24 protein-coding genes are annotated in these 26,503 nt (G+C 47.4%); 17 read left to right on the top strand and 7 right to left on the bottom strand.

From position 1 onward, the window contains the following. Positions 1-54: 54 nt before the first annotated feature. Positions 55-486, bottom strand: coding sequence for a DUF2621 domain-containing protein (locus tag KNO78_RS04760; RefSeq protein WP_031423504.1), 432 nt, complete (start codon positions 484-486; stop codon positions 55-57). A gap of 178 nt (positions 487-664) precedes the next feature. On the opposite strand from KNO78_RS04760, the gene KNO78_RS04755 reads away from it, so the two are divergent. The 12 genes from KNO78_RS04755 (at position 665) to KNO78_RS04700 (ending at position 14,913) form a co-directional block, all read left to right on the top strand. Continuing rightward, positions 665-2,263 carry a peptide chain release factor 3 gene (locus KNO78_RS04755; protein WP_214690820.1) on the top strand — a complete coding sequence of 533 codons (1,599 nt, stop codon included), beginning with the start codon at positions 665-667 and terminating at the stop codon, positions 2,261-2,263. Between the two features lie 195 nt (positions 2,264-2,458). Then, positions 2,459-5,173: an aconitate hydratase AcnA gene (gene acnA / locus KNO78_RS04750; RefSeq protein WP_214690821.1), complete on the top strand. Its 2,715-nt coding sequence runs from the start codon at positions 2,459-2,461 to the stop codon at positions 5,171-5,173. A gap of 113 nt (positions 5,174-5,286) precedes the next feature. After that, positions 5,287-5,778: a DUF3939 domain-containing protein gene (locus KNO78_RS04745; protein ID WP_214690822.1), complete on the top strand. Its 492-nt coding sequence runs from the start codon at positions 5,287-5,289 to the stop codon at positions 5,776-5,778. 127 nt (positions 5,779-5,905) lie between these two features. Then, positions 5,906-7,471 (top strand): BCCT family transporter, encoded by a 1,566-nt coding sequence (locus KNO78_RS04740; RefSeq protein WP_159562395.1) that lies wholly within the window; start codon positions 5,906-5,908, stop codon positions 7,469-7,471. 101 nt (positions 7,472-7,572) lie between these two features. Continuing rightward, positions 7,573-8,250: a hypothetical protein gene (locus KNO78_RS04735; protein WP_214690823.1), complete on the top strand. Its 678-nt coding sequence runs from the start codon at positions 7,573-7,575 to the stop codon at positions 8,248-8,250. Positions 8,251-8,306: 56 nt separating this feature from the next. After that, on the top strand, positions 8,307-10,565 hold the full coding sequence (locus tag KNO78_RS04730; protein WP_214690824.1) for an AAA family ATPase: 2,259 nt from the start codon (positions 8,307-8,309) through the stop codon (positions 10,563-10,565). 31 nt (positions 10,566-10,596) lie between these two features. Further along, the gene (locus KNO78_RS04725) at positions 10,597-11,013 is read left to right on the top strand and encodes an acyl-CoA thioesterase (protein WP_012726439.1); all 417 of its coding nucleotides are present in this window, start codon (positions 10,597-10,599) and stop codon (positions 11,011-11,013) included. Positions 11,014-11,091: 78 nt separating this feature from the next. Beyond that, complete coding sequence (locus KNO78_RS04720) at positions 11,092-11,952, top strand: M15 family metallopeptidase (protein ID WP_214690825.1); 861 nt, start codon at positions 11,092-11,094, stop codon at positions 11,950-11,952. Positions 11,953-11,963: 11 nt separating this feature from the next. Beyond that, positions 11,964-12,584, top strand: coding sequence for a glycerol-3-phosphate 1-O-acyltransferase PlsY (gene plsY / locus KNO78_RS04715; protein WP_012726437.1), 621 nt, complete (start codon positions 11,964-11,966; stop codon positions 12,582-12,584). Positions 12,585-12,758: 174 nt separating this feature from the next. Continuing rightward, positions 12,759-13,529, top strand: coding sequence for a DeoR/GlpR family DNA-binding transcription regulator (locus KNO78_RS04710; RefSeq protein ID WP_012726436.1), 771 nt, complete (start codon positions 12,759-12,761; stop codon positions 13,527-13,529). 13 nt (positions 13,530-13,542) lie between these two features. Beyond that, on the top strand, positions 13,543-14,196 hold the full coding sequence (locus KNO78_RS04705) for a copper homeostasis protein CutC (protein ID WP_074036888.1): 654 nt from the start codon (positions 13,543-13,545) through the stop codon (positions 14,194-14,196). A gap of 72 nt (positions 14,197-14,268) precedes the next feature. Then, complete coding sequence (locus tag KNO78_RS04700) at positions 14,269-14,913, top strand: DUF975 family protein (protein WP_031423519.1); 645 nt, start codon at positions 14,269-14,271, stop codon at positions 14,911-14,913. A 14-nt stretch (positions 14,914-14,927) separates the two neighbouring features. Here KNO78_RS04700 and KNO78_RS04695 read toward each other — a convergent pair whose 3' ends face one another. The 3 genes from KNO78_RS04695 to KNO78_RS04685 are packed head-to-tail and all read right to left on the bottom strand — an operon-like array spanning position 14,928 to position 17,806. Continuing rightward, positions 14,928-15,161, bottom strand: a complete 234-nt coding sequence (locus KNO78_RS04695) for a DUF2188 domain-containing protein (RefSeq protein ID WP_012726433.1) — start codon at positions 15,159-15,161, stop codon at positions 14,928-14,930. 45 nt (positions 15,162-15,206) lie between these two features. Next, positions 15,207-16,079: an NAD(P)-dependent oxidoreductase gene (locus KNO78_RS04690; protein ID WP_211782748.1), complete on the bottom strand. Its 873-nt coding sequence runs from the start codon at positions 16,077-16,079 to the stop codon at positions 15,207-15,209. Further along, positions 16,076-17,806: an ABC transporter ATP-binding protein gene (locus tag KNO78_RS04685; protein WP_214690826.1), complete on the bottom strand. Its 1,731-nt coding sequence runs from the start codon at positions 17,804-17,806 to the stop codon at positions 16,076-16,078. The genes KNO78_RS04690 and KNO78_RS04685 overlap by 4 nt, the downstream gene beginning before the upstream one ends. Positions 17,807-17,912: 106 nt before the next feature. Between KNO78_RS04685 and KNO78_RS04680 the strand changes: the two genes are divergently transcribed. From KNO78_RS04680 to KNO78_RS04660, 5 genes are all read left to right on the top strand, one after another. Beyond that, positions 17,913-19,016 (top strand): exonuclease SbcCD subunit D, encoded by a 1,104-nt coding sequence (locus tag KNO78_RS04680; protein ID WP_214690827.1) that lies wholly within the window; start codon positions 17,913-17,915, stop codon positions 19,014-19,016. Beyond that, entirely contained in the window at positions 19,016-22,024 is a 3,009-nt protein-coding gene (locus KNO78_RS04675) for an AAA family ATPase (RefSeq protein WP_214690828.1), read from the top strand. The genes KNO78_RS04680 and KNO78_RS04675 overlap by 1 nt, the downstream gene beginning before the upstream one ends. After that, entirely contained in the window at positions 22,024-22,812 is a 789-nt protein-coding gene (locus tag KNO78_RS04670) for an AAC(3) family N-acetyltransferase (protein ID WP_047795253.1), read from the top strand. The genes KNO78_RS04675 and KNO78_RS04670 overlap by 1 nt, the downstream gene beginning before the upstream one ends. A 28-nt stretch (positions 22,813-22,840) precedes the next feature. Beyond that, positions 22,841-23,728: an alpha/beta hydrolase gene (locus KNO78_RS04665; RefSeq protein WP_047795254.1), complete on the top strand. Its 888-nt coding sequence runs from the start codon at positions 22,841-22,843 to the stop codon at positions 23,726-23,728. Positions 23,729-23,797: 69 nt separating this feature from the next. Further along, entirely contained in the window at positions 23,798-24,646 is an 849-nt protein-coding gene (locus KNO78_RS04660) for a sulfite exporter TauE/SafE family protein (RefSeq protein WP_031423531.1), read from the top strand. Between the two features lie 21 nt (positions 24,647-24,667). On the opposite strand, the gene KNO78_RS04655 is transcribed toward KNO78_RS04660, so the two are convergent. The 3 genes from KNO78_RS04655 to KNO78_RS04645 all read right to left on the bottom strand — a co-directional run bounded on the left by KNO78_RS04655 (position 24,668) and on the right by KNO78_RS04645 (position 26,474). Continuing rightward, a complete protein-coding gene (locus tag KNO78_RS04655) occupies positions 24,668-24,865 on the bottom strand; it encodes a hypothetical protein (protein WP_012726425.1) in 198 nt (65 codons plus the stop codon). A 63-nt stretch (positions 24,866-24,928) separates the two neighbouring features. Then, positions 24,929-25,459 carry a biotin transporter BioY gene (locus KNO78_RS04650; RefSeq protein WP_012726424.1) on the bottom strand — a complete coding sequence of 177 codons (531 nt, stop codon included), beginning with the start codon at positions 25,457-25,459 and terminating at the stop codon, positions 24,929-24,931. Positions 25,460-25,532: 73 nt separating this feature from the next. After that, positions 25,533-26,474, bottom strand: coding sequence for a DUF5692 family protein (locus KNO78_RS04645; RefSeq protein WP_214690829.1), 942 nt, complete (start codon positions 26,472-26,474; stop codon positions 25,533-25,535). Positions 26,475-26,503: the final 29 nt, after the last annotated feature.

Genomic DNA, 26,503 nt, shown 5'->3' with positions numbered 1-26,503 from the left:
TAGGCGAATCGCACAATTCGACAAATAAAAAACTCTATCTGAATGAGATAGAGTCTACTGCTGAAAATAGTGTTCATATGGCGTCCAATCAATCTGTTCTTCGGTTAGCGCTTTCTTTAAGAACTTGTGATCGCGCTTCGGCGTTGCGGCGATGTAACCCTTTACCACAAGTTCGGTCGTCATTTTTTTTGCACGCGATTCAAGCGCGAATTGACCGATTTTACCTGCGATTTTTCGGATCGCGACGTCGCGGAACAACTCGGGTACCGGTGTGACGAGACGATCTAATAGCGTCCGCGTCTCCGGAGTCCAGAGATGACGCGTTCTTTCTATATAATCATCTTCGATGTCAAGTAGGGAACGTCCATCTTCTTTTGGCATTCGTTTTAAAAACTTACGAAACATGAAGTACCCGCCAATCGTCATGAGTCCAATCATGACGAATCCCCAGAATACAATGAAATACATCATCAAGTTTTCTGGCATCGTCTTTCCCCCGTTCTATACATTCACTTGCTTTCATCGTTAGTATACAAAAAAGAATCCATTTGCAAAAGGCGTACGTCCCATTAGGATAGACGAACCGAATTGATTTCGTTAGAATAGATAGCGTTGCTACGAGAATAAGCATGAACTGAGACGAGAAAGGAAAGGTCTATCCTATATGAGCCAATTGAAACAGGAAGTCGAGAGACGTCGGATATTCGGCATTATCTCTCACCCGGATGCGGGGAAAACAACATTAACAGAAAAATTACTTTTGCACGGTGGTGCGATTCGCGAGGCAGGTACGGTCAAGGCGCGCAAAAACTCAAAACACGCAAAATCTGACTGGATGGAAATCGAGAAACAACGTGGGATCTCGGTCACATCGTCTGTCATGCAATTCATCTATCAAGACAAGGTTGTATCGATCATGGATACACCAGGACACAATGACTTCGGTGAAGACACGTATCGCGTGTTGACATCAGTCGATAGCGCGGTCATGGTCATTGATGCTGCGAAAGGGATTGAAACACAGACGAAAAAACTATTCCAAGTTTGTCGGATGCGTGGGATTCCAATCTTCACATTTATGAACAAGTTGGATCGTCAGGCAAAAGATCCGCTTGAATTGATGGAAGAGCTCGAAGAAGTGTTAGGCATGCCTTCTGTCGCGATTACATGGCCAATCGGAAGTGGAATGCAGTTTGAAGGTGTCTACGACCGAATGAAAAATGAGGTCCACTTGTTTCGTGGGGAGAAGTCGACACTTCAACTGGGTGAGGACGGAGTGAACGATCCGATTCTCGCCGATCATTTGTCGGAAGAGAACTTGATGAACCTCCGCGATGAGATCGACCTTCTCGATGGAGCGGGGAACGAGATTGATGTCGAGGCGATCCAGAGCGGTAAATTGACACCGGTATTTTTCGGAACAGCGCTCGTCGACTTTGGGGTGACTGCGTTCTTGAATCACTATTTAGAGATGTCTCCGGCTCCTGAGGCACGTAAGTCGAACGTCGGTCCAATCAATCCGACATCAGAAGACTTCAGTGGATTCGTCTTCAAGATTCAGGCGAACATGAATCCGGCACACCGCGATCGCATCGCCTTTGTACGCATCTGTTCAGGTGTGTTTGAGCGTGGGATGGATGTGACGCTCACTCGTACTGGGAAAAAGATAAAATTGAGCCAATCGACACAATTGATGGCGAACGATCGAGAAACAGTCGACCAAGCGTTTGCTGGTGATGTCATCGGGATCTATGATTCTGGGACGTATCAAATTGGAGATACCATCACCACATCGAAGCAGAAGATTGCGTTTGAGGCGCTGCCAACTTTCCCACCGGAATTGTTCATGCGCGTTTCGCCGGTCAACTCGCTCAAGTCGAAACACTTCCACAAAGGGGTAGAACAGCTTGCGCAAGAAGGGGCGATTCAAGTGTATCGCAACGAATATAACGAGATTTATCTTGGCGCGGTCGGACAACTTCAATTCGAGGTATTCGAATATCGTTTAAACAATGAATATGGCGTCGATATTCGAATGGAACCAGTCTCATATAGCGTTGCTCGTTGGGTCAAAGATAAAGAGTTGAAGGCATTGAAACCGTTCCAAGATTCACGGAACATGCTCGTTACAGACCGTTGGGAACGTCCGGTCTTCCTGTTCGCGAACGAGTTCACATATGAACGGTTCGCTGAGCGTCACGCAGATGACTTGACGCTTGTTGAGGCACTTGACGTCAACGAAGAGATCGGTACGGAAGAATAAGATGTAAACACCTCGTTTCTGAGGTGTTTTTTTGTTGTGAAGTAAGTCGTTTTAGTTTTGATAAGTTTTACTTATGACTAATTTGTGACGGAATGTATTTTACGTCACGCTATACTTGTATTATGATAAATATGTGAAAAGTAAGCGATTACGCATTGTCGTGTGGTCGGCGCTTTCAAAAAGGGGGAAATTGCAATGGAACAGACGAATGTTTTAGACGCCTTCGCATCTCGGACAAAGTTCGAAGCGAACGGGCAATCGTATGATTTTTATCGTTTGAAAAAATTGGAAGAAGAAGGATTGACGGACATCAGCCGTCTTCCGTATTCGATTCGCGTTCTTCTTGAATCGGTTCTCCGTCAACAAGACGGGCGTGCCATCACGAAAGAACATGTCGAGAACTTGGCAAAATGGGGCACTGCCGACGTCTCGAAAGACATTGACGTACCGTTCAAACCGGCACGTGTCGTACTTCAAGACTTCACGGGTGTACCGACGGTCGTAGACCTTGCCTCACTTCGTAAAGCGATGGCAGACCTCGGTGGAGACCCAAACAAAATCAACCCAGAAATTCCTGTCGATCTCGTCGTCGACCACTCAGTTCAAGTAGATGCATATGGTTTCGCTGGTGCATTGATGAAAAACATGGACATCGAATTTGAACGTAACGAAGAACGATATAAGTTCTTACGTTGGGCTCAGACGGCATTTGACAACTATCGTGCCGTACCACCTGCAACGGGGATTGTTCACCAAGTAAACTTGGAGTACTTGGCATCTGTCGTCCTCGAGAAGAATGATGCAGAAGGTACAGTTGCTTATCCAGATTCACTCGTCGGAACGGATTCGCACACAACGATGATCAACGGACTCGGTGTTCTTGGCTGGGGTGTCGGAGGAATCGAGGCGGAAGCAAGCATGCTCGGTCAACCATCATACTTCCCAGTGCCAGACGTCGTGGGTGTCAAAATCATCGGTGAAGTAAACCCTGGTGTGACAGCGACAGATGTGGCGCTCGTCGTGACAGAGATGCTCCGTCATGAAAAAGTTGTCGGGAAATTCGTTGAATTCTTCGGACCGTCGCTCCACACGATGCCACTTTCAGACCGTGCGACGATTGCAAACATGGCGCCTGAATATGGTGCGACATGTGGATTCTTCCCGGTCGATACGGAAACATTGAACTACATGCGTACGACTGGTCGCTCTGAAGAGTTGATTTCACTCGTCGAAGAATACTCTAAAGCGAATGATCTCTTCTATACACCAGATCAAGCTGATCCAACGTTCACAAAAGTGTTGACACTCGACTTGTCGAAAGTCCAGCCTTCACTTGCGGGTCCGAAACGTCCACAAGACCGAATCAACCTCTCAGACGTTCAAACATCGTTCATCGATAGCTTGAGTGCTCCTGCAGGAAACAGTGGCTTCGGACTTGACCGTTCTGAACTCGACAAAACGGCGACAGTCAAGTACGAGGACGGCGCAGTCGACATGAGTACGGGAGATGTTGCGATTGCAGCCATCACAAGCTGTACGAACACGTCGAACCCATACGTCATGGTCGGTGCTGGACTCGTTGCGAAGAAAGCCGTTGAACGTGGCTTAACCGTTCCGAAATACGTGAAGACATCACTCGCACCAGGTTCGAAAGTCGTAACGGACTACTTGGATAAGGCTGGTTTGACTTCTTACTTGGACGAACTTGGCTTCAACACGGTCGGATACGGCTGTACGACATGTATCGGAAACTCTGGTCCGCTTGACCGTGAAGTCGAAGATACGATCACAGAAAACGACTTGCTCGTGTCGTCAGTCCTCTCTGGTAACCGTAACTTTGAAGGGCGCGTTCACCCGCTCGTGAAGGCAAACTTCTTGGCATCACCACCGCTCGTCGTCGCTTACGCTCTTGCCGGGTCAGTCAACTTCGACATCATTAATGATTCGTTCGGTACAGACAAAGATGGAAATGAAGTATACTTCAAAGACATCTGGCCATCAAACGATGAAATCAAAATGGTTGTCCAAGACGTCGTATCACCAGAAGCATTCCGTAAAGAGTACGAAACGGTCTTCACTGGTAACGAGCGTTGGAACGCACTCGATGTTCCGGAAGGAAACTTGTATGACTTCTCAGATGAGTCGACATACATCCAAAACCCACCGTTCTTCGAACAACTCGAACCAGAAGCGGGCGAGGTTCATGCATTGAATGGCTTACGTGTCATCGGGAAGTTTGCGGATTCGGTTACGACCGACCACATCTCGCCAGCTGGATCATTCTCGAAGACGACACCAGCCGGTCAATACCTCCTTTCTAAAGGGGTAGAGCCAATCGACTTCAACTCATATGGTTCTCGCCGTGGTAACCATGAAGTCATGATGCGTGGTACGTTCGCAAACATTCGTATCCGCAACCAAGTTGCTCCAGGAACTGAAGGTGGCTTTACGACGTACTGGCCAACTGGTGAAATCATGCCAATGTATGATGCGGCTATGAAGTACAAGGAACAGGGAACAGGTCTTGTTGTCCTTGCAGGAAATGATTACGGAATGGGATCATCTCGTGACTGGGCAGCGAAAGGGACGAATCTTCTTGGAATCCGTGCGGTCATCGCACAAAGTTTCGAGCGGATTCACCGTTCGAACCTTGTTATGATGGGTGTGCTCCCGCTTCAGTTCTTAGACGGTGAATCGGCTGAATCACTCGGATTGACTGGTGAAGAAGCAATTGATATTCAAGTCGATGAGTCTGTACGTCCGCGCGATATTTTGAACGCAAAAGCGACACATGAAAACGGAACGGTGACAGAGTTCAAAGTCATCGCTCGTTTCGACTCTGAAGTTGAAATTGATTACTACCGTCACGGTGGAATCCTGCAAATGGTTCTCCGTAACAAATTGAAATAAGTGCTAGTCCATGACCTTCCTTTGAAAAAAGGAAGGTTTTTTTCATGAATATGCAATTTTAAGGTGAAAGTTTTAAAAGATTCGGGAACAGGAAGACAGGGAGGGGTGCGCTTATGGATAAGGAAGTGAAGCTCGGAAAGAGTTGGTGGAAAAGATTGACGCAACAAAAAGAGGTGGAACCGGATCGAGAAATTGATATCACCCTTTCAGAATTGCGTCAGGCGATTCACGAATATGAACAGACACTGCCAAAAGGTGTGAATCGCACTGTCCTACTGGATGACTCGCAAGAAATCGACACCAAACGCTTGAAACATCACCTTTCGGGAATCCCGAAACAACGTTTCTTCATGTCAAAAGAGACGTTTCATATCGTACCGGAAGATGAACGCGACCTCATTTATGAAATGGATCAAGTGCAACGGGCACTCGATCTGTATATGGACCAGGAGAAGAAATTACCGTTACAAAAATTTCAGAACGCGCTTCAACTCGATTTGACCCGTTTACGAGAGGGGGGTTATTTAAAAACGTTGCCAAAAAGACCTTACTATGTGGTCGATGAAACATTGATTGTTTCACTGGAGCCCAAAGAAACAACTTGATGACAAGACACCTATCTATTGGACGGTAAACAACACATTTATGTACACATAGGGTTGTGACTTGTTTCAAAAGTATGTTAGGGTGGAAAACGTATATGAAAATAGAAAATTAAATAGGAGTGATTTTATGGAACGAAAAAGCCGTGTGACGACCGTATTCGTCGTATCTGCAATCATAACTGGCTTATTTACGATTTGGGGACTTTTCCCCGAGAGTTTATTAGGTAATGCCAGTCTATTAAACGTGACGAGTACGTTACAAGGCTGGCTCTCAAACGGGATGGGTTGGTTCTATCTCTTGAGCGCCACCGGGTTTTTACTGGTTGCCATCTTTTTAATCTTTTCAAGATATGGTTCGATTCGACTTGGAAAGGATACAGATCGTCCAGAATTTAGTTATTTATCATGGTTTGCCATGTTATTCAGTGCCGGGATGGGAATTGGACTCATCTTCTGGGGAGCGGCTGAACCGTTGCTCCACTTCCACTCACCACCATTCGCTTCCCCCACACCTGAAGGAGATGCACGGACTGCTATGCGTTATGCATTTTTCCATTGGGGCTTCCATCCATGGGCGATTTACGCAATGATTGCGCTCGCCATCGCATATTCGACGTTTAGAAAAGGTCGTCCCGCGACGATTGGGGAGACGATCGGTTCGCTCGTCCATAACCGCTACGAACAACCCGTGAAGCAAACGGTCGATATCCTTGCGGTCATTGCGACGGCATTCGGGGTAGCGACTTCACTTGGTTTTGGTGCTCAACAAATTGCCGGTGGCCTTCATTACCTCATCCCTGGGGTACCGAACGCTTTCGTGACACAGTTGATCATCATTGCCGTCGTAACGGTGCTCTACATGATCAGTGCTTCGACAGGTCTTGACAAAGGAATTCGAATCTTAAGTAATACGAATATTTTCTTGGCAATTGTCCTACTTGTAGCGACGATGTTTGCGGGACCGACAGCTTTCATTTTCGACTTGTTCACACAAACGGTCGGAACTTATTTGCAGCAGCTCCCGAGCATGAGTTTCCGTACAGCCGCTTTTGAACCCGTTGAACGTGAATGGGTAAACGGTTGGACCATCTTCTACTGGGCTTGGTGGATTTCTTGGTCACCATTCGTCGGAACGTTTATCGCACGTGTATCGAAAGGGCGTACGATTCGGGAATTTATCATCGGAATCTTACTTGTCCCGACATCATTCGGATTATTATGGTTCTCCGTCTTCGGCGGTTCGGCCATCTGGGCTGATTTGTTCGGAGGATATAGCTTAATTGATCAAGTAAACGAAATCGGTACTGAAGTCGGGCTGTTCGCACTGTTTGAAACGTTCGGTGGTTTTGGGACGCTTCTCAGTGTAATCGCCATCTTCTTGATTTCGACATTCTTTATTACATCGGCCGACTCTGCGACATACGTCCTCGGTATGCTTACATCGAACGGGAAGCTCGTCCCGCCGATGGGGATTAAAATGACTTGGGGAATCATCCAATCGTCAATCGCAGCCGTATTGTTGTATGCTGGTGGATTAGATGCTCTACAAGCTGTTGCGATTCTCGCAGCCTTCCCATTCATCTTCGTGCTCATCTTTATGATGATTGCCTTATTCAAGGATCTTACCGACGAACCGGATGAACGAGATAAATGGCTAGAGATGCAAAAGAAAGATGAAGATAAACTAGGTTAATTCGAAAGGGTCTCAGATGAGGCCCTTTTTCGGTCAAAAATATTTTGCTTGTCCTTCTCGCTAGTGTAGGATAGTAAGTGAAGAAACGAGGAGGATAGGCTATGAAACAACAGATAAAAAAACGGTTGAGCTGGGTGATATTGGCCGGCATCCTCATTGTCGGGGCATTACTCGCTTATAACTTCTATGTGCTCATGGATTTGAGCGGGGAAGAGGAAGAGAAAGTCGAACCATTCTACTCGAATGTCGTGATCGGATATCAAGAACGCAAACTTCCAAAAGAAGGCGAAGAGCTCGAAGAACGAGAGTATCTTGTCACGTATGATGAGGACGGATATTTTGTATCTGAAGTCGTGACGGGTCCAAATGTTGGCGCGAAAGCTGAATGGGATGGAGAGACCTACTTAGAGTTCAATCCGGACGGGGAAGAAGTTCTTCGACAGGAGACGAACTCCGGAGCAGTCGCACCTCATCCATTCTTGTCACGTGCAACGAACGAACAGATTCGTAAATGGCTCGATGACGGGACGCTCGGTTCAAGTGAAGGCGAAACCGATTTGGTCGGACGTACCGCGCAAGCGTATGTGAAATCAGAATCGGCTGAGACCGTTCCGAAAGAGTGGATTGAAAACTATCCATCGATTTTTAGTGAAGAAGAAAATAAAGAGACTGTCACATATTATGTCGATGCGCATGAACGAATCTTGCTCGCGGCAGAATCGCGGAATAACGGAAAGTTATTCCATTCGATTCGGATGACATCGTTTGAATCAAGATAATCCGATGGGGAGCAGACATGATGTCGGCTCCCTTGTCGTCTGAAAGGGAGAACAAGATGAAACAAATTCAAGTGGAACAAGTTCAAACGGACTTGACGAACTGGGAAGCTGGAGAAAAAGTAAACGAGGCGGCTTTGTTATCTTACGCACATTGGTCTCGTGCGACTCAGCACCAAGAAGAATTAATTCGTTCCTTGCGGCTGCTCGCAACACATCGGCTCAAACAAAAGGAAACGATGGACCCGTTACTCAACCGCTGGGTAAAAGAGTTGGAGGCGATGAACGCACTTCCTCCAGAGCTTCGTCTGTTTCAACTGAATGAGCAGTTGCGTCGTTCGAAACAGGCGCTTCAAATCGACTGGCCAACCTTACGAGAGGCCGATTACGCCTCGATGAAGGTTCAAATCTTAACAGAGTACGAGTCAAAAACGTCAGCGTTGCTCGATCAACTTGACCAACTCCATGATGAGGTGGAGACTGCGAAGTCTGATTTACGTGATTCTGAATGGCGCGGACAATTGGAAAACCTGTTTGAAGCGATCATCGAAGCGATGCAAGAGGTCGCATCTCTTGAAGATGATACCGCCTCCTTGCTCGCATCCATGCAAGGGAACTATTTCAGTCGTGAAGCGTTTCATCGTTTCGGGGAGCGCGTTTCCCTTGTGAAAGAACGGCTACACACGATTTGTGAGCTACTACCAGACCGTCCGACCGAGGCACGTTCAAGTGCGATTGAATCACTTGAAGACATGATTGGGCTCGATGACATCAAAGCGCGTGTAAAAGCGTGGTATCGCTTCCTCCTTTTCCAAAAAGAACGAGAGAAGGCCGGTTTTTCTTCAAAACATCAACCATCCCTTCATCTCGTCTTTACAGGGAATCCAGGAACCGGGAAGACGACATTAGCAAGACTCATGGCCGAGATTTACTTTGAACTCGGCTTATTAGGACGCCCGGACCTTGTCGAGGCTGACCGTTCGAGCCTTGTCGGTGCCTATGTTGGGCAAACGGAAGAGCAGGTAATGAACAAGGTGAAAGAGGCAGAGGGTGGTGTCTTATTCATCGATGAAGCATACGCATTGAAGCGTCAGGATGCGAGTGGCAGTGATTACGGACAAGCGGCCATCGATACGCTCGTCGCCGCGATGACGAGTGGCGAATATGCTGGCAAGTTCGTCGTCATTCTAGCTGGCTATCCAGAAGAAATGCGTCATTTCCTCTTGGCGAACCCCGGTTTACGTTCACGATTCCCTGAGTCGAATCACTACGAGTTACCGAACTACCGTGACGAAGAATTGGTCGCCATCGGTGAGAAAGTGGCACAAGAGAACAATTACGTGCTGACGGAAGAGGCGAAACGATCACTTCTTGCTCGAATCGACAGAGAACGGGTCGACTCGACGTTCGGAAATGCCCGGACTGTCCATAACATTTTACTTGATGCGATGTTTAAGAAGGGTTCCCGCTTCGGTGCAGATGCTCCGTTAGACGAAATGGCGCTCTTGACTGAAGAAGACTTTGATCAGCCAGATGATGAATCGAGTCCGACATCGTTAGATGACCTTGTCGGCATGGAAGATGCAAAAGCACAACTGGCTGAAATTGAAGCACTCATCAAGATACAGAAGAAACGAAAAGCGCTCGGTTTGAAGACGGCGCCGGTCCAGCTCCATGTGACACTTACCGGAAACAGCGGTACCGGTAAAACGACATTTGCCTATCTGTATGCACAGATGTTGAAACGGACAGGTTATTTGAAGCGAGGCCATGTCAATGTCGTCAGTCGTGCAGATTTAGTTAGTGGCTATGTGGGACAGACAGCTCAAAAAACGAAAGCGGCGATCCGTGACGCCCTTGGCGGCGTCTTACTAATTGACGAGGCCTATAGTTTGAACGGCGGGGCGAACGACTATGGCCGGGAGGCAATCGATACACTCGTTGATGAAATGCCGAAACATGGCGAGAATCTTGTCGTCGTCCTTGCCGGTTACGAAGGTCCGATGCGCCGATTAATTGAATCCAACCCTGGTCTTAGTAGCCGAATGAAACGGACGATTCATTTTGCTGACTATACGCAAGAACAGTTAGTGGACATCGCAAAAAATTACGCAAGTCAGTTCGGATATGTGATGGAGGAAGATGCGCTTGAAGCATTAGCTACTCGCTTACATGAAATCAAACATGCGAACGCGCGCACCGCTCTATCTGTTATCGATGAATCGATTGCTCGTCAGTCCTATCGTTTGGTGTCGACGGAGGATGAGAATGTGTCACTCCAGCAATTATTAGTAGTAGATATTAAGAGTAAGTTATAATATACTTGTCGTAGGAAAGAAGGATGATTCAATGCACACGGTTCAAATCCCAGTAAGGTATCAAGAGACGGACATGATGGGCATCGTCTATCATGCCAACTATTTAGTTTATTTAGAGATTGCGCGCACGGAATTGTTACGACAACTAGGTGTCGAGTATAAAGATATGGAAGAAGCGGGATTTGTCTCTCCTGTGACAAATGTATCCATGGACTATAAGCGTAGCGTGACGTATGGTGATACGGTTCATGTTCGTGTATGGGTCGATCAATATTCAAAAATCAGAACGATTTACGGCTATGAGTTGACGAATCAACATGGAGAACTTGTTGGCACAGCCACTACAACGCATGTCGTCGTCAAACGAGGCGACTTCAAACCGATTCGACTTGATCGAGAGTTCCCGAAATGGCATGAAATGTATTTGAACGTCATGAACCCTGTTTAAGAATCTTCTGTCTTCGTACCGTCAGTGTGGTATCATATCTTGACGGTACTTTTTGTTATCTAGAAAGGGGAAGATCGCATGCGTTATCCATCGATTTTGATGGTTTGCGGCGCCTTGACGTTCATGTTAGCCGGTTGTACGACAAACGAGCAAGTTGAACCGAAAGAACCAACAACACAGTCATCAACAGTAGATGAACCAGAGACAGAACCAAATGAACCGACTTCGGATCGTGAAGATGAGACAGTCACCGAGTCACCTTCTGAGGAGGAGACGTCGGACGAGTCTGAACAGCAGACCGAACCAGTAGAGGAAGAACCTGTGGCACCTAGTCAACCGATTGAAACGGATGGTGTGGCCAATTTGGAATTAGATGAATTGATTCTTGTAAACAAGAAAATTGCATTACCCGCCGACTATCAGCCGAGTGATTTGGTAGAGGCGAACATTGATTTTGTCGACTCGACAGTCGGTGAACGTCGAATGTTACGTAAAGAAGCTGCTCAGGCGATTGAAGGTCTAATGAAAGGTGCAAAAGCAGCAGGAATTGATTTGAAAGGGACGAGTGCGTTCCGTTCATACGCCTATCAAGTCAATCTCTTCAATGCTTATGTCGAACGAGATGGCAAAGAACAAGCCATGAAATATTCCGCACCACCAGGTCATTCTGAACATCAAACAGGACTTGCGATTGACGTATCGAGCGCCTCGGTCAACTATCAACTGACTCAAAGTCTCGGTGAAACGGTTGAAGGAAAATGGCTGGCAGATCATGCTCACGAGTATGGATTTATCATCCGTTACCAAAAAGCCTTTGAGGAAGAAACCGGATATATGTACGAACCATGGCACTTACGCTATATCGGTATTGAGCATGCGAAACAGGTACATGCATTGAATCAGCCATATGATCGCTATATTGCGGAATTTGTGAAATAAGGGGAATTGCGATGCCATATGTGACAGAAATCATGATTATTATTTTAAGTTATTTACTTGGTGCCATTCCGTTTGCCCTCATCATCGGCAAGCTCGGCTATCGCGTAGACGTTCGAGAACATGGGAGCGGCAATCTGGGAACGACGAACACGTTTCGTGTATTAGGGAAGAAGGCAGGAATCCTCGTCTTACTCGGTGACATGGGGAAAGGTCTTGTCGCTGCATTGCTGCCTCTACTGTTCGGAAGCGAGATGAGCCTGCTTCTTGCCGGGATTCCGGCAGTGATTGGACACTCTTATCCTGTCTTTGCGAAATTCAAAGGTGGAAAATCGGTTGCGACGAGCGGTGGTGTTTTGTTGGCAGCCTTCCCATGGTTCTTCTTTGTCGTCGTCGGTACATTCATCGTGACTCTCCTCACCTCGCGCATGGTATCCCTCTCCTCGATGGCTGCCGCCGTGGTAGGACTGGTGACGGCAACGACTTATAGCATCGTGACGAAAGATTGGTTACCCCTGATCGTCATCGTGCCACTCGCATTGTTCATTATTATTAAGCATCGTACCAATTGGCAACGTATACGTGCTGGAAAAGAACCAAAAGTTCCGCTGTTTCAACACAAGCCGAAATCATGACTCATGCAGGTACGTCCGTGAAGGGCGTGCCTTTTTTTGTGTATTGTCGTTGATTTACACAAAAAAGAAACAAAAACATGTTGGATTTGCTCGTTCTTTACTTTCAATTTACGTTAAATTTACATGCGTTCGTTACACTAGAAAAGGAAAGATTATTGTGGAGGAGGCAGGGACGTGTCTTTAATCGGTGAAGAGCGTAAACAGAAAATTGTAGAATGGATCGAAAGAGAAGGCAAAGTAAAAACAAGCGAGTTGATCGAGCGTTTGAACGTATCGGGGGAATCGATTCGCCGTTATTTAGAAGAATTAGAAAAAGAACATCGAATCAAACGTGTATACGGGGGAGCGGTCCTTCATCAGAGCATGTCCTTTCAGCCTATCGTGATTGCAAACATGGATGGAATTCGTCGGATTGCCTATACCGCATTTCAGTTGATTCCAGATGATACATTATTATATATCGGACACGGGGTCGCGGCAGAGCAAGTGGCTTCCCGGTTACGTGGTCGCAATGTGACGGTCGTGACGCCATCGTTGACGGTGGCGAAGGCGTTGTTTGAACAGCGGGCGAAAGGTGTGCTTGGTGGCGAAATTCAGCTATTAGGTGGTACAATCGACCCGAAACATCTCGTGACGACAGGTGAGCAGGTCCTGGCGCAACTACAGACATACATGTTCGACCTTGCCATTTTGTCCGTCGAAGGGGTCGACGCATCACTAGGTTTAACATGTGACGCTTTCGGCCTCGCCAGTATCACCCAGTCGGTGATGTCACAAAGTCGCGAGACGTTCTTACTGACGGACCATACCCAACTAAATCAACAAAAACGGTATCGCGTCTGTGATTTTTCGAAGGTGACGGCGATTATCTCTGATTTTCCGGAGCCTCAAGATTTCAAAGGCGTCTTAGCCGAACATGGTGTGGACTGGAAGTTCGCACCGTAAAGGGAGCGATTTAATGAATGTAGAAGTGATTGTCACTACACTAACGGAAGCTATTCAGGCTGAGCAACTCGGTGCGAAACGACTCGAACTGATTGCGGATATGGAAAACGGGGGCATCACACCAAGTTTTGGAACGATTCGAAATGTGGTCGAACATGTGTCGATTCCGGTGCATGTGATGATAAGACCCCATACACATTCGTTCCATTTCAATGAGGATGATGTCGAGACTATGCTTGCGGATATCGGTCTATGCCGTGAGCTAGGTGTCGATGGAATCGTATTCGGTGCATTGACACAGGATGGCGCGATTGACGAGCGGATCTTAGGGGAAGTGATCAAGCACAAAGGGGAAATGACGCTCACGTTCCACCGTGCCTTCGATGCATCACGTGATGTCTTTGAAGCGATGGATGTGTTGAATGAATATCCGGAAGTAGATATTCTCCTTACTTCAGGCGGTGCCAAAACTGTACTAGAAGGAATCGAAACCTTGATAGCCTTGAAGGAACAGGCCGAGATGACAATTTTGCCTGGTGCAGGGATCACGGTGGAAACGTTACCGATTCTTCAAGAACGTCTTGACGTAGCGATGGTACACATAGGAAATGGCGTACGAACGAATGGACAGCTCGATGAAGTGAAGTTCAAACAACTTCTTGGATGAGCCAATGCGGAAAACAGTCGGAAGACTGTTTTTTTGCTATAATGAGAGAAAACAATAAATGTAGGTGAATTCATGCAATCTTCCGTTTACAAACAATATGCGCTACGAATGCTATCAGGGAAGTGGGGCATTTCATTACTCGTCGTCTTAACTGTCATGGTCATTCAAGCGATGATCACGACCCGACTTGATCTCTCGGCGAACGACCCCGAAGTTCTTTTGACATCGGTGGCGCTTCTTTACGGGGCGACGGTTCTGCTCGCACCTATCGAGCTCGGGAAAAATTGGGTGTTTCTCCAGGTGGCGAAAGATGAAAAGCCAACGTTCGGATTGTTGATTGAATCGTTCGGGTCACTTAAAGACTATTCACGTGCCGTGGTCTATTATGCGGTATTCTATTTAGGTCTAAACGTTCTGATGCTTTTCCTGATTGTACCTGGTGTCTGGTTCTATTTGACGTATCGCATCGCGCCATTTATCATGCGAGATGAGCCGGACCTATCTGCATTCCAGGCGATGCGAAAAAGCCGCCAAATGATGAAAGGGCACAAACAGACGATGTTAAAGCTCTATGCGAGTTTTATCGGATGGTATGCGCTCGTCCTTCTTACTGGAGGCTTAGCTTATATCTTTGTCACACCATATCTTCAAACGGCGATTTCTGGACTCTATTTAGAGTTAAATGCCTCCTATCAAGCAAAACAACCGGTCGGATAACCCGACCGGTTGTTTTATGTTCCGTGCTGATCTGACTTTTTGGGGTTTGGGGCGTCTTCAAAATCTTGTTTTTCCTCTTCCGACGCATCCGCATGCCACTTTTTTGCTTGCTCGGTGGCAATGGGGATCGCTTTCGTCTCAGAGTAGCCTTGCGCGAGTAATGCGTTCGCGATATCAATGGCTTTCTTTTTTACAAGTGGATCGAAGTTTTTCAGTGATTCTGGATAGTCTTTCATATTCCATGGCACGAAAATCGCCTCCTTCACTCCTACTAATTCCACAAACATCCGGTTTCAAACGTCTTGATGAAGATAATACTCGATCAGTGCTTGCGTGCCATTCTCTCCGTATCCATTCTTTTCAAGAATTGAATAGAGGCGATGTGCGAGCTCGAGACCTGGTAATGTCACTTGTAGCTCGTGTGCGCTCTCGATGGCAAGTGTCATGTCTTTGATAAAGTGTTTGATGAAGAAGCCAGGTGCATAATCTTCGACAATCATGCGTGGAACCAAGTTTTCAAGCGTCCAGCTACCTGCTGCCCCACCACGAATCGTACGAACGAGTGCCTCTGGGTCAATTCCAGCTCGTTTACTGAACGCTAACATTTCGGCATTCCCCATCATGATTCCGGCAATGGCGATTTGATTGGCAAGTTTCGCATATTGACCGCTTCCTGCGTATCCCATTCGTTCTATCGATTGTCCCATCGCTTCAAATAAAGGCTTCGCTTTATTGAAGGCGAATTCACCCCCACCGACTAAAATCGATAGCGTTCCATTTTTGGCGCCGACATCGCCTCCAGTTACTGGTGCGTCAAGTGGGAGGAGACTCCGCTCAATGGCTGTCTCAGCTATCCGTTCAGCCAGTTTCGGTGAGGACGTCGTCATGTCGATCAATAATGTACCTGGTTCTGCCGAATCAAGAATGTTTCCTTCACCAAAATAGATGGATTCGACATCAGACGGATAGCCGACGATAGTGATGACGGCATCGGCGTCTCGGCAAACGTCCTGTACCGAATCACACCATGTCACACCTTCCTCTAACAGTGCAGCTGCCTTCTCTTTCGTCCGTGTGTATGCTTGTACTTCAAATCCGTGTTTCATCAAATTACGTACCATCGATTGGCCCATGACCCCGAGCCCGATAAATCCGATTGTTTTCATGTGGCTTGTCCCCCTAATAATTGTTGTGAAACGAGTCGCTGATATAGTGCGTTCTCTGTTAAAAGTTGCTCGTGTTTCCCGATTCCGCTGATTTGTCCGTCTTCTAAGACGACAATCTGGTCAGCATGTCTGACAGTCGAGAGTCGGTGGGCAATCACAAGCGTCGTTCGTCCGACCATCAGGCGGTCTAACGCTTCTTGGACCACGCGTTCTGATTCTGAATCTAGACTTGATGTTGCCTCGTCGAGCAATAAAATCTGTGGATTTCGTAACAATGCTCGCGCGATAGCAAGTCGTTGTCGCTGCCCGCCAGACAAACGGATACCTCGCTCACCAATCTCCGTATCGAGCTGTTCAGGCATCGTTTCAATAAACGACCATGCGTTGGCCATCTCACAGGCTTCTTTGATTTCATCATCGCTCGTTTCATGTCGAAGTCCGTACACAATGTTTGTCCGTACAGATCCCGAAAGGACGGGTGAATCTTGAGCGACATATCCGATGATTTGACGCCAAGTATCACGCCCGTATGTTTGAATCTCCCGATTTCCATATCGAATCGTCCCTGCCGTCGGTAAATAGAACTGTTCGACAAGTGAGAAAAGTGTCGTTTTCCCTGCACCACTCCGTCCGACGATGGCGGTTGTCGCCCCTGGTGAAACTTGAAGTGTCAATCCTTGGATGACGGGTTCAGTGCCATAATGGAAAGCAACGTCTTCAAATGAGAGTGCCGTCTGATGAATCATTTCTTCATGTGTGCTGTATGGTTCGGGACGGACTTCGAGCAACTCAGCAATCCGTTCCGTTGCTCCACGCGCCTTTTGAAGCCTTGTCAAAAATTCACTCATCGTGATGAGCGGCGTGATGATTTGGAAGAGATAGAGCATGAAGGCGAGTAGTTCGCCCGTTGATAAAGCTCCGGTCGAGACTCGATATGCGCCGAACCCGAGGATGGCAATCAACATCCCGGTCAAGGTCACATTGAGAAGGGGAATGAGGATCGCTTGAATTCGTCCTTCCTTCACCCCGTAATCGAACAGTGTCTCGATTTTTGCTTTGCCGGTTTTCACTTCCATCTGTTCCGTCGCTTGTGATTTGACGAGTCGAATCTCACCGAGCAGTTCGGCGAAGAAGCCGGAAAGATTTCCGAGTTCTTGTTGTGTCTCTTTTGCGATAATCCGAAGCTTCCGTCCGAGCGGTATGACAATGATGAGTGTGGTCGGAACAGAGAACAAGATGACGAGTGTCATTTGCCAATCGAGTGTGAACAAGATGGCGACGGCGCCGATGACCGAGACGAGGGAGGTCAACAACCTGACACTTTGTTCGGATAACAACTGTTGAAGCGTCGTCGTATCATTGTTCAACCGAGACACCAGTTCCCCCGACTTGATGCCGTCATAGTATGGAATCGGCAGTTTGACGAGATGGTCCCACAAGGTCGTGCGTAAATTGGCAACGACCCGTTGCCCCACAATATGTAACCAATAAATCGAAACGGCACTCGTGATGACCTGAATCAAAAATGCGATGACGAAATAGATGATCCATTCAGGTGTCAATAAGTCGCTGCTCCACCGGTCGACCACACGCTGCAAGATGAGCGGAATGGCCAGTGAGGCGACGGCTTGAAGGAGCGAGATCAGAATGGCTCCGACAAATAGATTTTTCGGAGGATTCGCGATTTTGAATAATTGAAAAAAAGTTTGCCATGTTGATGATTTCATTTTGAAGTCCTCCTCTCCTCTTACTTTCGCTGTTTCAAAAACGGGTGTCAAGACGTCGAATCATACGAATGACTCATGCTAGAATAGGAAAGAGAGGTGATACGTGATGAAATGGATTCACACGGCCGATTGGCATCTAGGTAAGATCGTCCACGGTCGACATATGACAGAAGATCAACGGAATATCTTATTCCATTCTTTTTTACAAATCGTAGATGAGGAACGACCCGATGCGGTCATCATCGCAGGGGATTTATATGACCGAGCCGTCCCTCCCGTCGAGGCGGTCGATTTACTCGATGAGATGTGGCGAGAGCTCGTCTTGAACCGCGGAATACCAGTCGTAGCCATCGCCGGAAACCATGATTCGGCAGAACGTCTCGAATATAGTTCGAAGTTATTGAGACAAGTAGGACTTCACATCGTCGGTAAGCTAGACCCGACATCTGGTCCCCTTGATGTAGCGGGAGTCCCATTTTATCCGATTCCATTCCTTGAGCCGGCTCGTGTACGGCATATCCTCGGTATCGACTCGATTCGAACGCATCATGATGCACTGGAGGCGGTCATTGAAGCTTTCGGTATGATCGAAAAAGATGCCGTGACGATTGGTCACAGTTTTGTAGCGGGAGGACTGGAGACGGATTCAGAACGTCAACTATCTGTTGGCACGGCAGGACAGGTCGCAAAAGGGTTATATGAGCCTTTTTCGTATACGGCATTAGGTCATTTACATAATCGTGATGCGATTCAATCAGAAAGAATTGCATATAGTGGGTCGCTCATGAAATATTCGTTTTCCGAGGTCAATCATGAAAAATCCGTCGACGTTCTGGAATGGGACGGTCAATGGACACGTCGTCGCCGTGCCTTGACACCAGAGCGGGATATGCGACAACTCACCGGAACATTGAACGAACTCCTTGCCCCAACTTATTATCAGCAACAAAAGACAGATGATTACCTTAAAATTGTATTGACCGATGATACGGCGCTTCATGATCCGATGGCGAAACTTCGGACTGTCTATCCGAATATCCTTCATCTTGAATTGGAACTGTTACGTCGCCAGGAGCAGACATCCACGTTTGAACGCGAGACGCTCGAAAGACAGTCAGTAGAAGAGGTATATCTCCAATTTTTTGAGGCCGTACATGATCGCACTGCCTCAGATGCCGTGAAGCAAATGATAGAAGAAGGTGATGACTAATGAGACCGGTTGAATTGATGATTCAAGCATTTGGACCGTATGCAGAACGTGAAACGATTGACTTCACCCAGTTGGTTGGTCGCTCGATGTTTGTCGTCAGCGGTCGGACGGGCGCCGGGAAGACGACCATTTTTGATGCGATGACGTTTGCCCTTTATGGCCGGGCGAGTGGGTCGCTTCGAAATGCTAGTGACTTCAGAAGCCAGTATGCACAACCTGAGTTGAAGACGGAAGTAGATTTTTCGTTCACGATTCGAGGTGACCGCTATCGGATCGTAAGACAGCCGCAACAACCTCATCCGAAAAATAAGACGCCAATTCCGCACGAGGCCATCCTCTATGAATGGGAGGACGGTTGGAAGCCGCTGGCGACGAAGGTGAACGAGGTACAAGAACGAATCGAATCGATTTTACAATTATCGTATGAACAGTTCAGTCAAATCTTGTTGCTCCCTCAAAACCAATTTAGACAATTACTCGACTCGAACTCGAATGAAAAACAACAAATCCTCCAATCCATTTTCAAAACAGAGGCATATCGTACGTTTCAGGAGAAGTGGGGTGAACGCTATAGCGCGTATCGAAAACAAGTGGAATGGGCGGTCGAGCGGACGCGACTCAAGTTATTAGAGCTCGAAGATGAAGCAATCGAAGAGGTGTCGACCCAGTCCATCGAGGAGATTCAACGTTGGCTTGACGAGCGTGAAGAATATCTGATGACAACATGTGATACGGCCAAAACCCAGAAACAACTGTATGCGACAGCACTGGAAGAGGCAAGAGAAGCGCTTGAGAAAGCAAAATCACTCGTCACGCTGTTCAAGGAGCGAGAAGAAACCGATCGAGCACTTGCAATCTTTTTAAACGGTGAATCGATTCGAAATGAAACACGTGAACTGCTAACAAATTTAGAGGTGGCGGCAAACATTCGTCCAGTCTTTGAACGGTTACAGGAGTTAGAGCAACTCGTGCGTCGGTTGACGATGGAAGAACAGACCTCTTCGACAAAATTAGAGCACTTGCAATCCTCTCAATCAAAGTTAATGGAGCAACAACCAACGATTGAAACGGACAAAGAAGAAGTCATCTCTCGTAAGGAGCGACTTCGGATCGTCGATGAGATGATGCCAAGAATCAAGGAGCGCGCCACACTCGTGACCCTTCGTGACCGATTGATGAATCGTGCAAAAGAATTGGCCATGTTTTCAAAAGAAGTTCGGTTACAAGAACTTCAAGAAAGAGAACGGCGATTGGTCGACAGCATAAAGTCTGAACCTAGCGAACGAGCAGTCGACGCCGAGCGTCATGTCGACCGATTGGTGCATCTGGCATCTCTTGAAACAAAGGCGCGTGAGTTATCGAAACAACTCGACGAATGTGAACGAACGGGCAAAGACGTTCAACGGCAGTACGTGACCCAACAAGAAGTGGTCACCACGTTTACACAGCAAGAACAATTAATACTAGCGAAACAACTGAGCGAGACGCTTGTAGACGGTGAGCCATGCCCGGTATGCGGTTCTCGTCATCATGATATCCCACAACACGAAGAAACCGTTACGAACATCACGGAGCGGGATGCGGCCGTGGCCCGTCTTGATGATTTGTCCACACGCTTAATCGAAGCGAGGGCGGATTATCGTTCGCTTCATCAACAACTTGAAGCAGTCCGAAAAGAACTAGATCAAGCTTCGAAAGACATTCAATTCAATGGCGATGTCACAGAAGAACTCAATAAGTGGCGAACACGTGCAGAACGATTGCAACGGGAAGAACGAATGCATCAAGAGAACGAACGGACACTTCGCCAACTGTCAGCAGAAATCCGACAGTTAGAGCAAGAGCGACGTCAACAGTTCGAAGAGCGGGAGCGTGTCGTATCCGAACTTGAAATGACGCAACAAAGTCTGTACGCACTCGGTCAAAGTGAAGAAACGACATTCGATGCGTTGCAGCGCGAGCGAGCCGACCTTGAGCACCGCATCTCGATGTTGATGAAACAAGTCGAAGCGTACGACCTTGAGTTTGAGACGGTGAAAAAAGCACTTTGGAAAGAGGAAGAACGACTGTCATTGATCCGTGAACAGTTGACTGAAGCATCGAAGCAGTATGATGCCCAGCAGACCATTTGGGTCAATCAGCTAGAAGCATCACATCTGACGCGTGAACGCTATGAATCATACGCCAATCAAATCGACAAGCGGACAATGATTCGTGAACAGTTGCAACGTGAGGAGGAAGAAGGTGTTCGACTCCGACACCATAAACAGATGATTGAAGAAAAACTGAAGAATCAGGAGCGACCAGACCTGCACGAGATGGAGATGAAAGTGAAGGAAGTGGCTGAATGCAGTGAGCAGGCGTCGAAACAGCTGATCACAGCCCAAGATGCCTTGTCTCGACATAGACACGTCATCTCGGAATGGAATACCCTTCGCGAACAGACGGCGCAAGAAGAGCAGAAATTAGAGACAATCAAATTGATTGCGGATACGGGGAAGGGAATCAACCCACAGAAAATGACGTTTGAGACATATGTTCAAACCGCCTTTTTTGATCAGATCCTTCATGCGGCCAACATTCATTTGGATCAGATGACGAGCGGTCAGTTCCGGCTTGAGCGGAAAGTCGAGACGGCGAAAGGGAATGCCAAATCTGGTCTTGAGCTTCTCGTCTTTGATGCCTATACCGGACGATCGCGTCGTGTACAAAATTTATCTGGCGGTGAAGGGTTTAAGGCGTCGCTGTCACTCGCTCTTGGACTTGCGGAGGTGGTCCAACAGTTGAGTGGGGGCATCAGTCTTGAAACGATGCTCATCGATGAAGGATTCGGTACGCTCGATGCCGAATCTCTAGACCAGGCGATTGAATTATTGATGTCTTTACAGGCGACCGGTCGGCTCGTCGGCGTCATCAGTCATGTCCAAGAATTGAAAGACCGTGTCGATGCACGGATTGAAGTGAAAAAATCTAGAAGCGGGTCGTCGATCCAGCTGATTGTGGAGTGATGGTTGTGAAAAAGATGGTGACGAAGTCGAGTCTCATCGAAAAGTTAAAAGAAGCCGGCGTTCGCTCGGGAGAGGCGTTGTTTGTCCATTCGTCGCTCTCAAAACTCGGTTGGGTATGTGGAGGGGCGCAGACCGTCATTGAAGCGATTCAGGAAGTGGTCGGTCCATCTGGGTTGATTATGATGGCGACCCAGACCGGAGACAATTCAGACCCAGCTGAATGGGAAGCGCCACCTGTCCCCGTGGAATGGTGGCAGACGATTCGCGCGGAGATGCCTCCGTACGAAGCTGATAAAACAGCGACACGTGGCATGGGACGTGTGCCGGAACTGTTCCGAAGCTATCCGCACGTATATCGTAGTTCCCATCCGATGTGGTCTGTTGCCGCCTGGGGCGATGGGGCTGAAGCCATCGTGTCCGGTCATACCATCGATGTCGGGTTCGGTCCAGGTTCACCTATCGAGCGAATGATTGAGCGAAACGCACGAATCCTTCACCTTGGGTCTCCGCTCGATGCGACGACACTCTGGCATTATGCCGAGTACGGAATTGATGGCCCGACCAAATCATTCGGTTGTGCTGTTATAGAACGAGGGGAGCGAAAGTGGCGTACATTTGAACATGTCGATGTGAACAGCGATCCGTTTGGCGCAATCGGCGAGAACATCGTCAAACAAAAGGATGTGCGAACATTTTCTATCCATGAAGCGACATGTTATCTCATTCCGTCTAGCACATGGGAACCAGTCCAACATGCGCTCATCGCGCTTCGTAGCTGGTTGAGATAGAGTAAATAGAATCGAGGGGAAGTTACGGATGAATCGTTGGATGAAACTATTGAGTATTGCGGTACTCATCATTTTACTCGTTGCCGGTTTGGCTATCGGAGGAATCTCGGCTCATATTGGGGACCAGTTGACGTCACCGGAGCGGGAAACATTGACATACACCCCGAAATCACTTGGTTTGAAGTACGAGAATGTGACAATCGAATCGGAGGAAGGATATGACTTATACGGATGGTGGATTCCTCATCCTACGCCGCGTGCGACCATCGTCTTTGCCCACGGATATGGGAAGAACCGTGAACAGGAAGATTTACCGTTGAAAGAGTTGATTCCAGAATTTCATGAACAAGGATACCAATTTTTAACGTTCGATTTTCGCGGTTCAGGGATATCAGAGGGTGACCGAGTCACGGTCGGCGCTAAAGAACAATCCGATTTAAAAGCGGCCATCCAATATGCGAAAGGTCGTTCAGAAGGACCGGTTGTCTTGTATGGGATTTCAATGGGAGCGGCGACAGCACTCTCTACAGCTGATGATGTCGAAGTTGCTGCAGTCATCGCCGACAGTCCGTTTAGTGATTTACGAAATTATCTCGAGACAAATCTTCCGGTATGGAGTGACTTGCCGAACGTTCCGTTCACGCCCGTCATCATGACTGTGACCCCTTGGTTCACCGGTCTCGATGCCGATGTCGTATCTCCTATTCAGGATATCAAGTTGATTGAGGCTCCTATCTTATTGATCCACAGTAAAGGCGATGATGCGATTCCTGTTTCTGAAAGTGAAAAATTGGCTGAAGCACAAGAACGCGTCGAACTTTGGGTGACTGATAACGAAGGTCATGTCGGATCGTACCAGTCATTCCAGAATGAATATCGTCAACAAATATTCGAGTTTCTAGAACGGTCATTGTAAGCAAAGGGGCGCATTCGACGCCCCTTTTTGATATGATTGCAGACGAGACCAATGAAAGAAGGGTACAACATGGACGTTTTACAAGTATTACAGTTTCTCCTTTTAGGAACGTTAATCGGAATCTTGAGTGGATTCTTTGGAATTGGTGGTGGAATCTTACTGACACCACTTCTTCTTGTCTTCGGGTATGAAGCGAGTGCGGCGATTGCCCTTAGCCTGATGTTGACGCTCGGATCAACGACGGCAGGAACGATCTCGCATATCCGTTTGCGTAACGTGAACGTGTCGCACGCCTTATGGATCGGTGTGTTCGGGATTGTCGGGACCTGGATTGCCACACCGCTTGTCTTTTATTTAGAAGGAGTCGATGGGGCGACACTGATCATCTCACTCGTCTATATCGCATTACTCACATATTTTGCGGTTTCTTTCTTTCGTTCGAAACAGCATGTGGAAGGAAGCGTCGGAACGGACTCTGTACCACGCCTTGGGATCATCGGTGTGTTCGCGGGGTTCATCTCCTCGTTGATGGGAGTAAGCGGTGGATTCGTCTTGACTCCTCTTCAGGTCAAGTTGTTGAACACAGAGATGAAGCGTGCGGTCGGAACGAGTATTACGGCAGCGCTTCTCATCGTCGTATCCGGTGTCATCAGTTATACGGTGGCAGGTGCTGAAACGAATTATCTGCACGGTCTTGCTCTGATTGCGGGTGCCATGATCGGATCGCCATTTGGGGCGAAACAGCTACAACGTTTCAGCTCGCAGCACGTCAAAAAAGCGCTCGGTGGATTTTATATCACGGTCGCCATCAGTGTAGGGTTGAATTTGATAGGGTGGAATACGGCATCACTTGCACTTCTCGTCACATTAGCGCTTCTGTTCATCGTCACCCTCCTCATTCGACCACGCAAAAAATAAACCCCGTCTTCGGACGGGGTTTTAACGTCTAGCAATATGGTCAATGTTTTCTTGAATCTCGCCAACTTTCGCTTTAGCCTCACGGAGTCTTCGCTCAAACGCATCTGTGTCACGTTTCTCATGAGACGACTTATCGATTCCTTGACGCTGCCCTTTGTCAGAGCGTTGGTAAAAGTGGGTCGCTTTCTGTAAGCGTTTTTTAAACGTCGAGTCGCTCATCGGGACACCCCCTTCCATACTACAGTTATTCCACAGATGGAAACGGGTGAAACGTTCGAACCTTTACGAAGCGAGGGAACGACGAACTTGAACGTTCTGAGAAATTTTCACAGCTAATATGGCTGCGAGCACTGCTTTCAAAGCGTCACCGAAGAGGAATGGAATATTAACTTTGAGCGCATCAATGAACGACATACCGAGAACGATCTCGAGTCCGATACTTCCGAGTAAGTAGACGAGCCCTAGACCGAATAAAAAGTTATAACCAATCAATGCTGGAATGGAGCGATAGCGTTCGCTGAACCAGCCAATGAAGAGCGCTGCAATCGGAAAGGCGATTAAATATCCGACAGTTGGTCCTACAAATGGTGCGAGACCTCCTTGACCACTCAATACTGGAAGTCCGATCAAGCCGAGCAGGAGGTACACGATGACTGCCAAAAATCCTTTTCGAGCACCGAATATGCCGGCGATGGTCATGATGGCGAGTGTTTGAAGGGTGATCGGAACGGGTCCAATCGGTATTTCGATGAAACCGATACTTGCGATGAGTGCTGCGCCGAAGGCGATTTGAGTCATATCTTGAATCTTCATATGTAAACCCCTTTTCAGTTAACGTTAACAATATAAAAGTTAACATGTTGAGAAGGGGTTGGCAAGAATTATTTCAAGACAGCCCGTTTTGACTCAAAGCTGTCTGATATGCCTTCGTTTCAACATAAAGCTCATCCTTGAGTGGATGAAGATGTCGTTGACGGATCCGATAAAATTGATAGGAGACAAGTGCCACGTTGAATAAGAGGGAGAGCAGACTGACGATAAAGAAAGCTCTCGGGTTATGTGTCGACGGTACGGGAGCTAATCGGTCGGCGAACGCCGGAACTGTCATGACGAACATAATCCATAAAGCCAACGTGTGGGCACGATGTTGCAACCAAGCTCCTTTTTTAATAAAGAAAGAAGGAATGGTACACGAAAGGAGCAGAATCAATCCCGCGTAAAACGAGTGGTCAGAGATACAATTATAAACGTAAGCAAAATTCCATAAATCATAGGCGATGATCCATGGCCAAATCATATCGGGCCATATCATATCTTTTGATTGATCTTTCGAAATATTGATTCCAACCCATCCGCAGATGGCGATGATGTTCAATAATCCGGCAAAACCGTTCATTAGATTCCAAGGTCCGGACATGACCCAAAGGTGATCGATATAAGCGCCATCGGGAACGTTATAGAAGTATACTTGAAAGTCTCGGATACAAGCTTCTAAAATGTTCAGTGCCAAAATCCCCGGTGGAAAGAATAAGACCCATTTCTTTCGTAATAGCGAGGGCCGATATCGAATAATCATGAAACCGAGACAGCCGGCGAGAGCAGAATATGTTTTCACCCAGTTGAACCAAGTACCCGTTCCATATTCATTCCCTGGTGCTGCGGTAGTCGGCCAAACAAATAGGGTCAGTATAGTCGGGACTATCAAGAATAACATTATTCCTCCCCATTTAGTCGTGCGACTGAATTCATTGAAAGCCATCAAGCTAAACAAGACAAATAACCCAATTCCCCATCCAACGAGATCGATTCGTTCATACAGAATTCCCACTCAAATCTCCTCCTTACATCAGTTAATTG

It is taken from the genome of Exiguobacterium sp. s132 (assembly GCF_018617235.1).
GTDB classification, from domain to species: Bacteria; Bacillota; Bacilli; order Exiguobacteriales; family Exiguobacteriaceae; genus Exiguobacterium; species Exiguobacterium profundum.
Note: the sequence above shows the minus strand (reverse complement) of the source record. Positions and strands in the feature narration are given on the sequence as shown.

Coding starts and splice junctions, on each gene's coding strand:
- KNO78_RS04760 (WP_031423504.1), bottom strand. CDS start 486: ATGCCAGAAAACTTGATGATGTATTTCATTGTATTCTGGGGATTCGTC.
- KNO78_RS04755 (WP_214690820.1), top strand. CDS start 665: ATGAGCCAATTGAAACAGGAAGTCGAGAGACGTCGGATATTCGGCATT.
- acnA (WP_214690821.1), top strand. CDS start 2,459: ATGGAACAGACGAATGTTTTAGACGCCTTCGCATCTCGGACAAAGTTC.
- KNO78_RS04745 (WP_214690822.1), top strand. CDS start 5,287: ATGGATAAGGAAGTGAAGCTCGGAAAGAGTTGGTGGAAAAGATTGACG.
- KNO78_RS04740 (WP_159562395.1), top strand. CDS start 5,906: ATGGAACGAAAAAGCCGTGTGACGACCGTATTCGTCGTATCTGCAATC.
- KNO78_RS04735 (WP_214690823.1), top strand. CDS start 7,573: ATGAAACAACAGATAAAAAAACGGTTGAGCTGGGTGATATTGGCCGGC.
- KNO78_RS04730 (WP_214690824.1), top strand. CDS start 8,307: ATGAAACAAATTCAAGTGGAACAAGTTCAAACGGACTTGACGAACTGG.
- KNO78_RS04725 (WP_012726439.1), top strand. CDS start 10,597: ATGCACACGGTTCAAATCCCAGTAAGGTATCAAGAGACGGACATGATG.
- KNO78_RS04720 (WP_214690825.1), top strand. CDS start 11,092: ATGCGTTATCCATCGATTTTGATGGTTTGCGGCGCCTTGACGTTCATG.
- plsY (WP_012726437.1), top strand. CDS start 11,964: ATGCCATATGTGACAGAAATCATGATTATTATTTTAAGTTATTTACTT.
- KNO78_RS04705 (WP_074036888.1), top strand. CDS start 13,543: ATGAATGTAGAAGTGATTGTCACTACACTAACGGAAGCTATTCAGGCT.
- KNO78_RS04700 (WP_031423519.1), top strand. CDS start 14,269: ATGCAATCTTCCGTTTACAAACAATATGCGCTACGAATGCTATCAGGG.
- KNO78_RS04690 (WP_211782748.1), bottom strand. CDS start 16,079: ATGAAAACAATCGGATTTATCGGGCTCGGGGTCATGGGCCAATCGATG.
- KNO78_RS04685 (WP_214690826.1), bottom strand. CDS start 17,806: ATGAAATCATCAACATGGCAAACTTTTTTTCAATTATTCAAAATCGCG.
- KNO78_RS04680 (WP_214690827.1), top strand. CDS start 17,913: ATGAAATGGATTCACACGGCCGATTGGCATCTAGGTAAGATCGTCCAC.
- KNO78_RS04675 (WP_214690828.1), top strand. CDS start 19,016: ATGAGACCGGTTGAATTGATGATTCAAGCATTTGGACCGTATGCAGAA.
- KNO78_RS04670 (WP_047795253.1), top strand. CDS start 22,024: ATGGTTGTGAAAAAGATGGTGACGAAGTCGAGTCTCATCGAAAAGTTA.
- KNO78_RS04665 (WP_047795254.1), top strand. CDS start 22,841: ATGAATCGTTGGATGAAACTATTGAGTATTGCGGTACTCATCATTTTA.
- KNO78_RS04660 (WP_031423531.1), top strand. CDS start 23,798: ATGGACGTTTTACAAGTATTACAGTTTCTCCTTTTAGGAACGTTAATC.
- KNO78_RS04655 (WP_012726425.1), bottom strand. CDS start 24,865: ATGAGCGACTCGACGTTTAAAAAACGCTTACAGAAAGCGACCCACTTT.
- KNO78_RS04650 (WP_012726424.1), bottom strand. CDS start 25,459: ATGAAGATTCAAGATATGACTCAAATCGCCTTCGGCGCAGCACTCATC.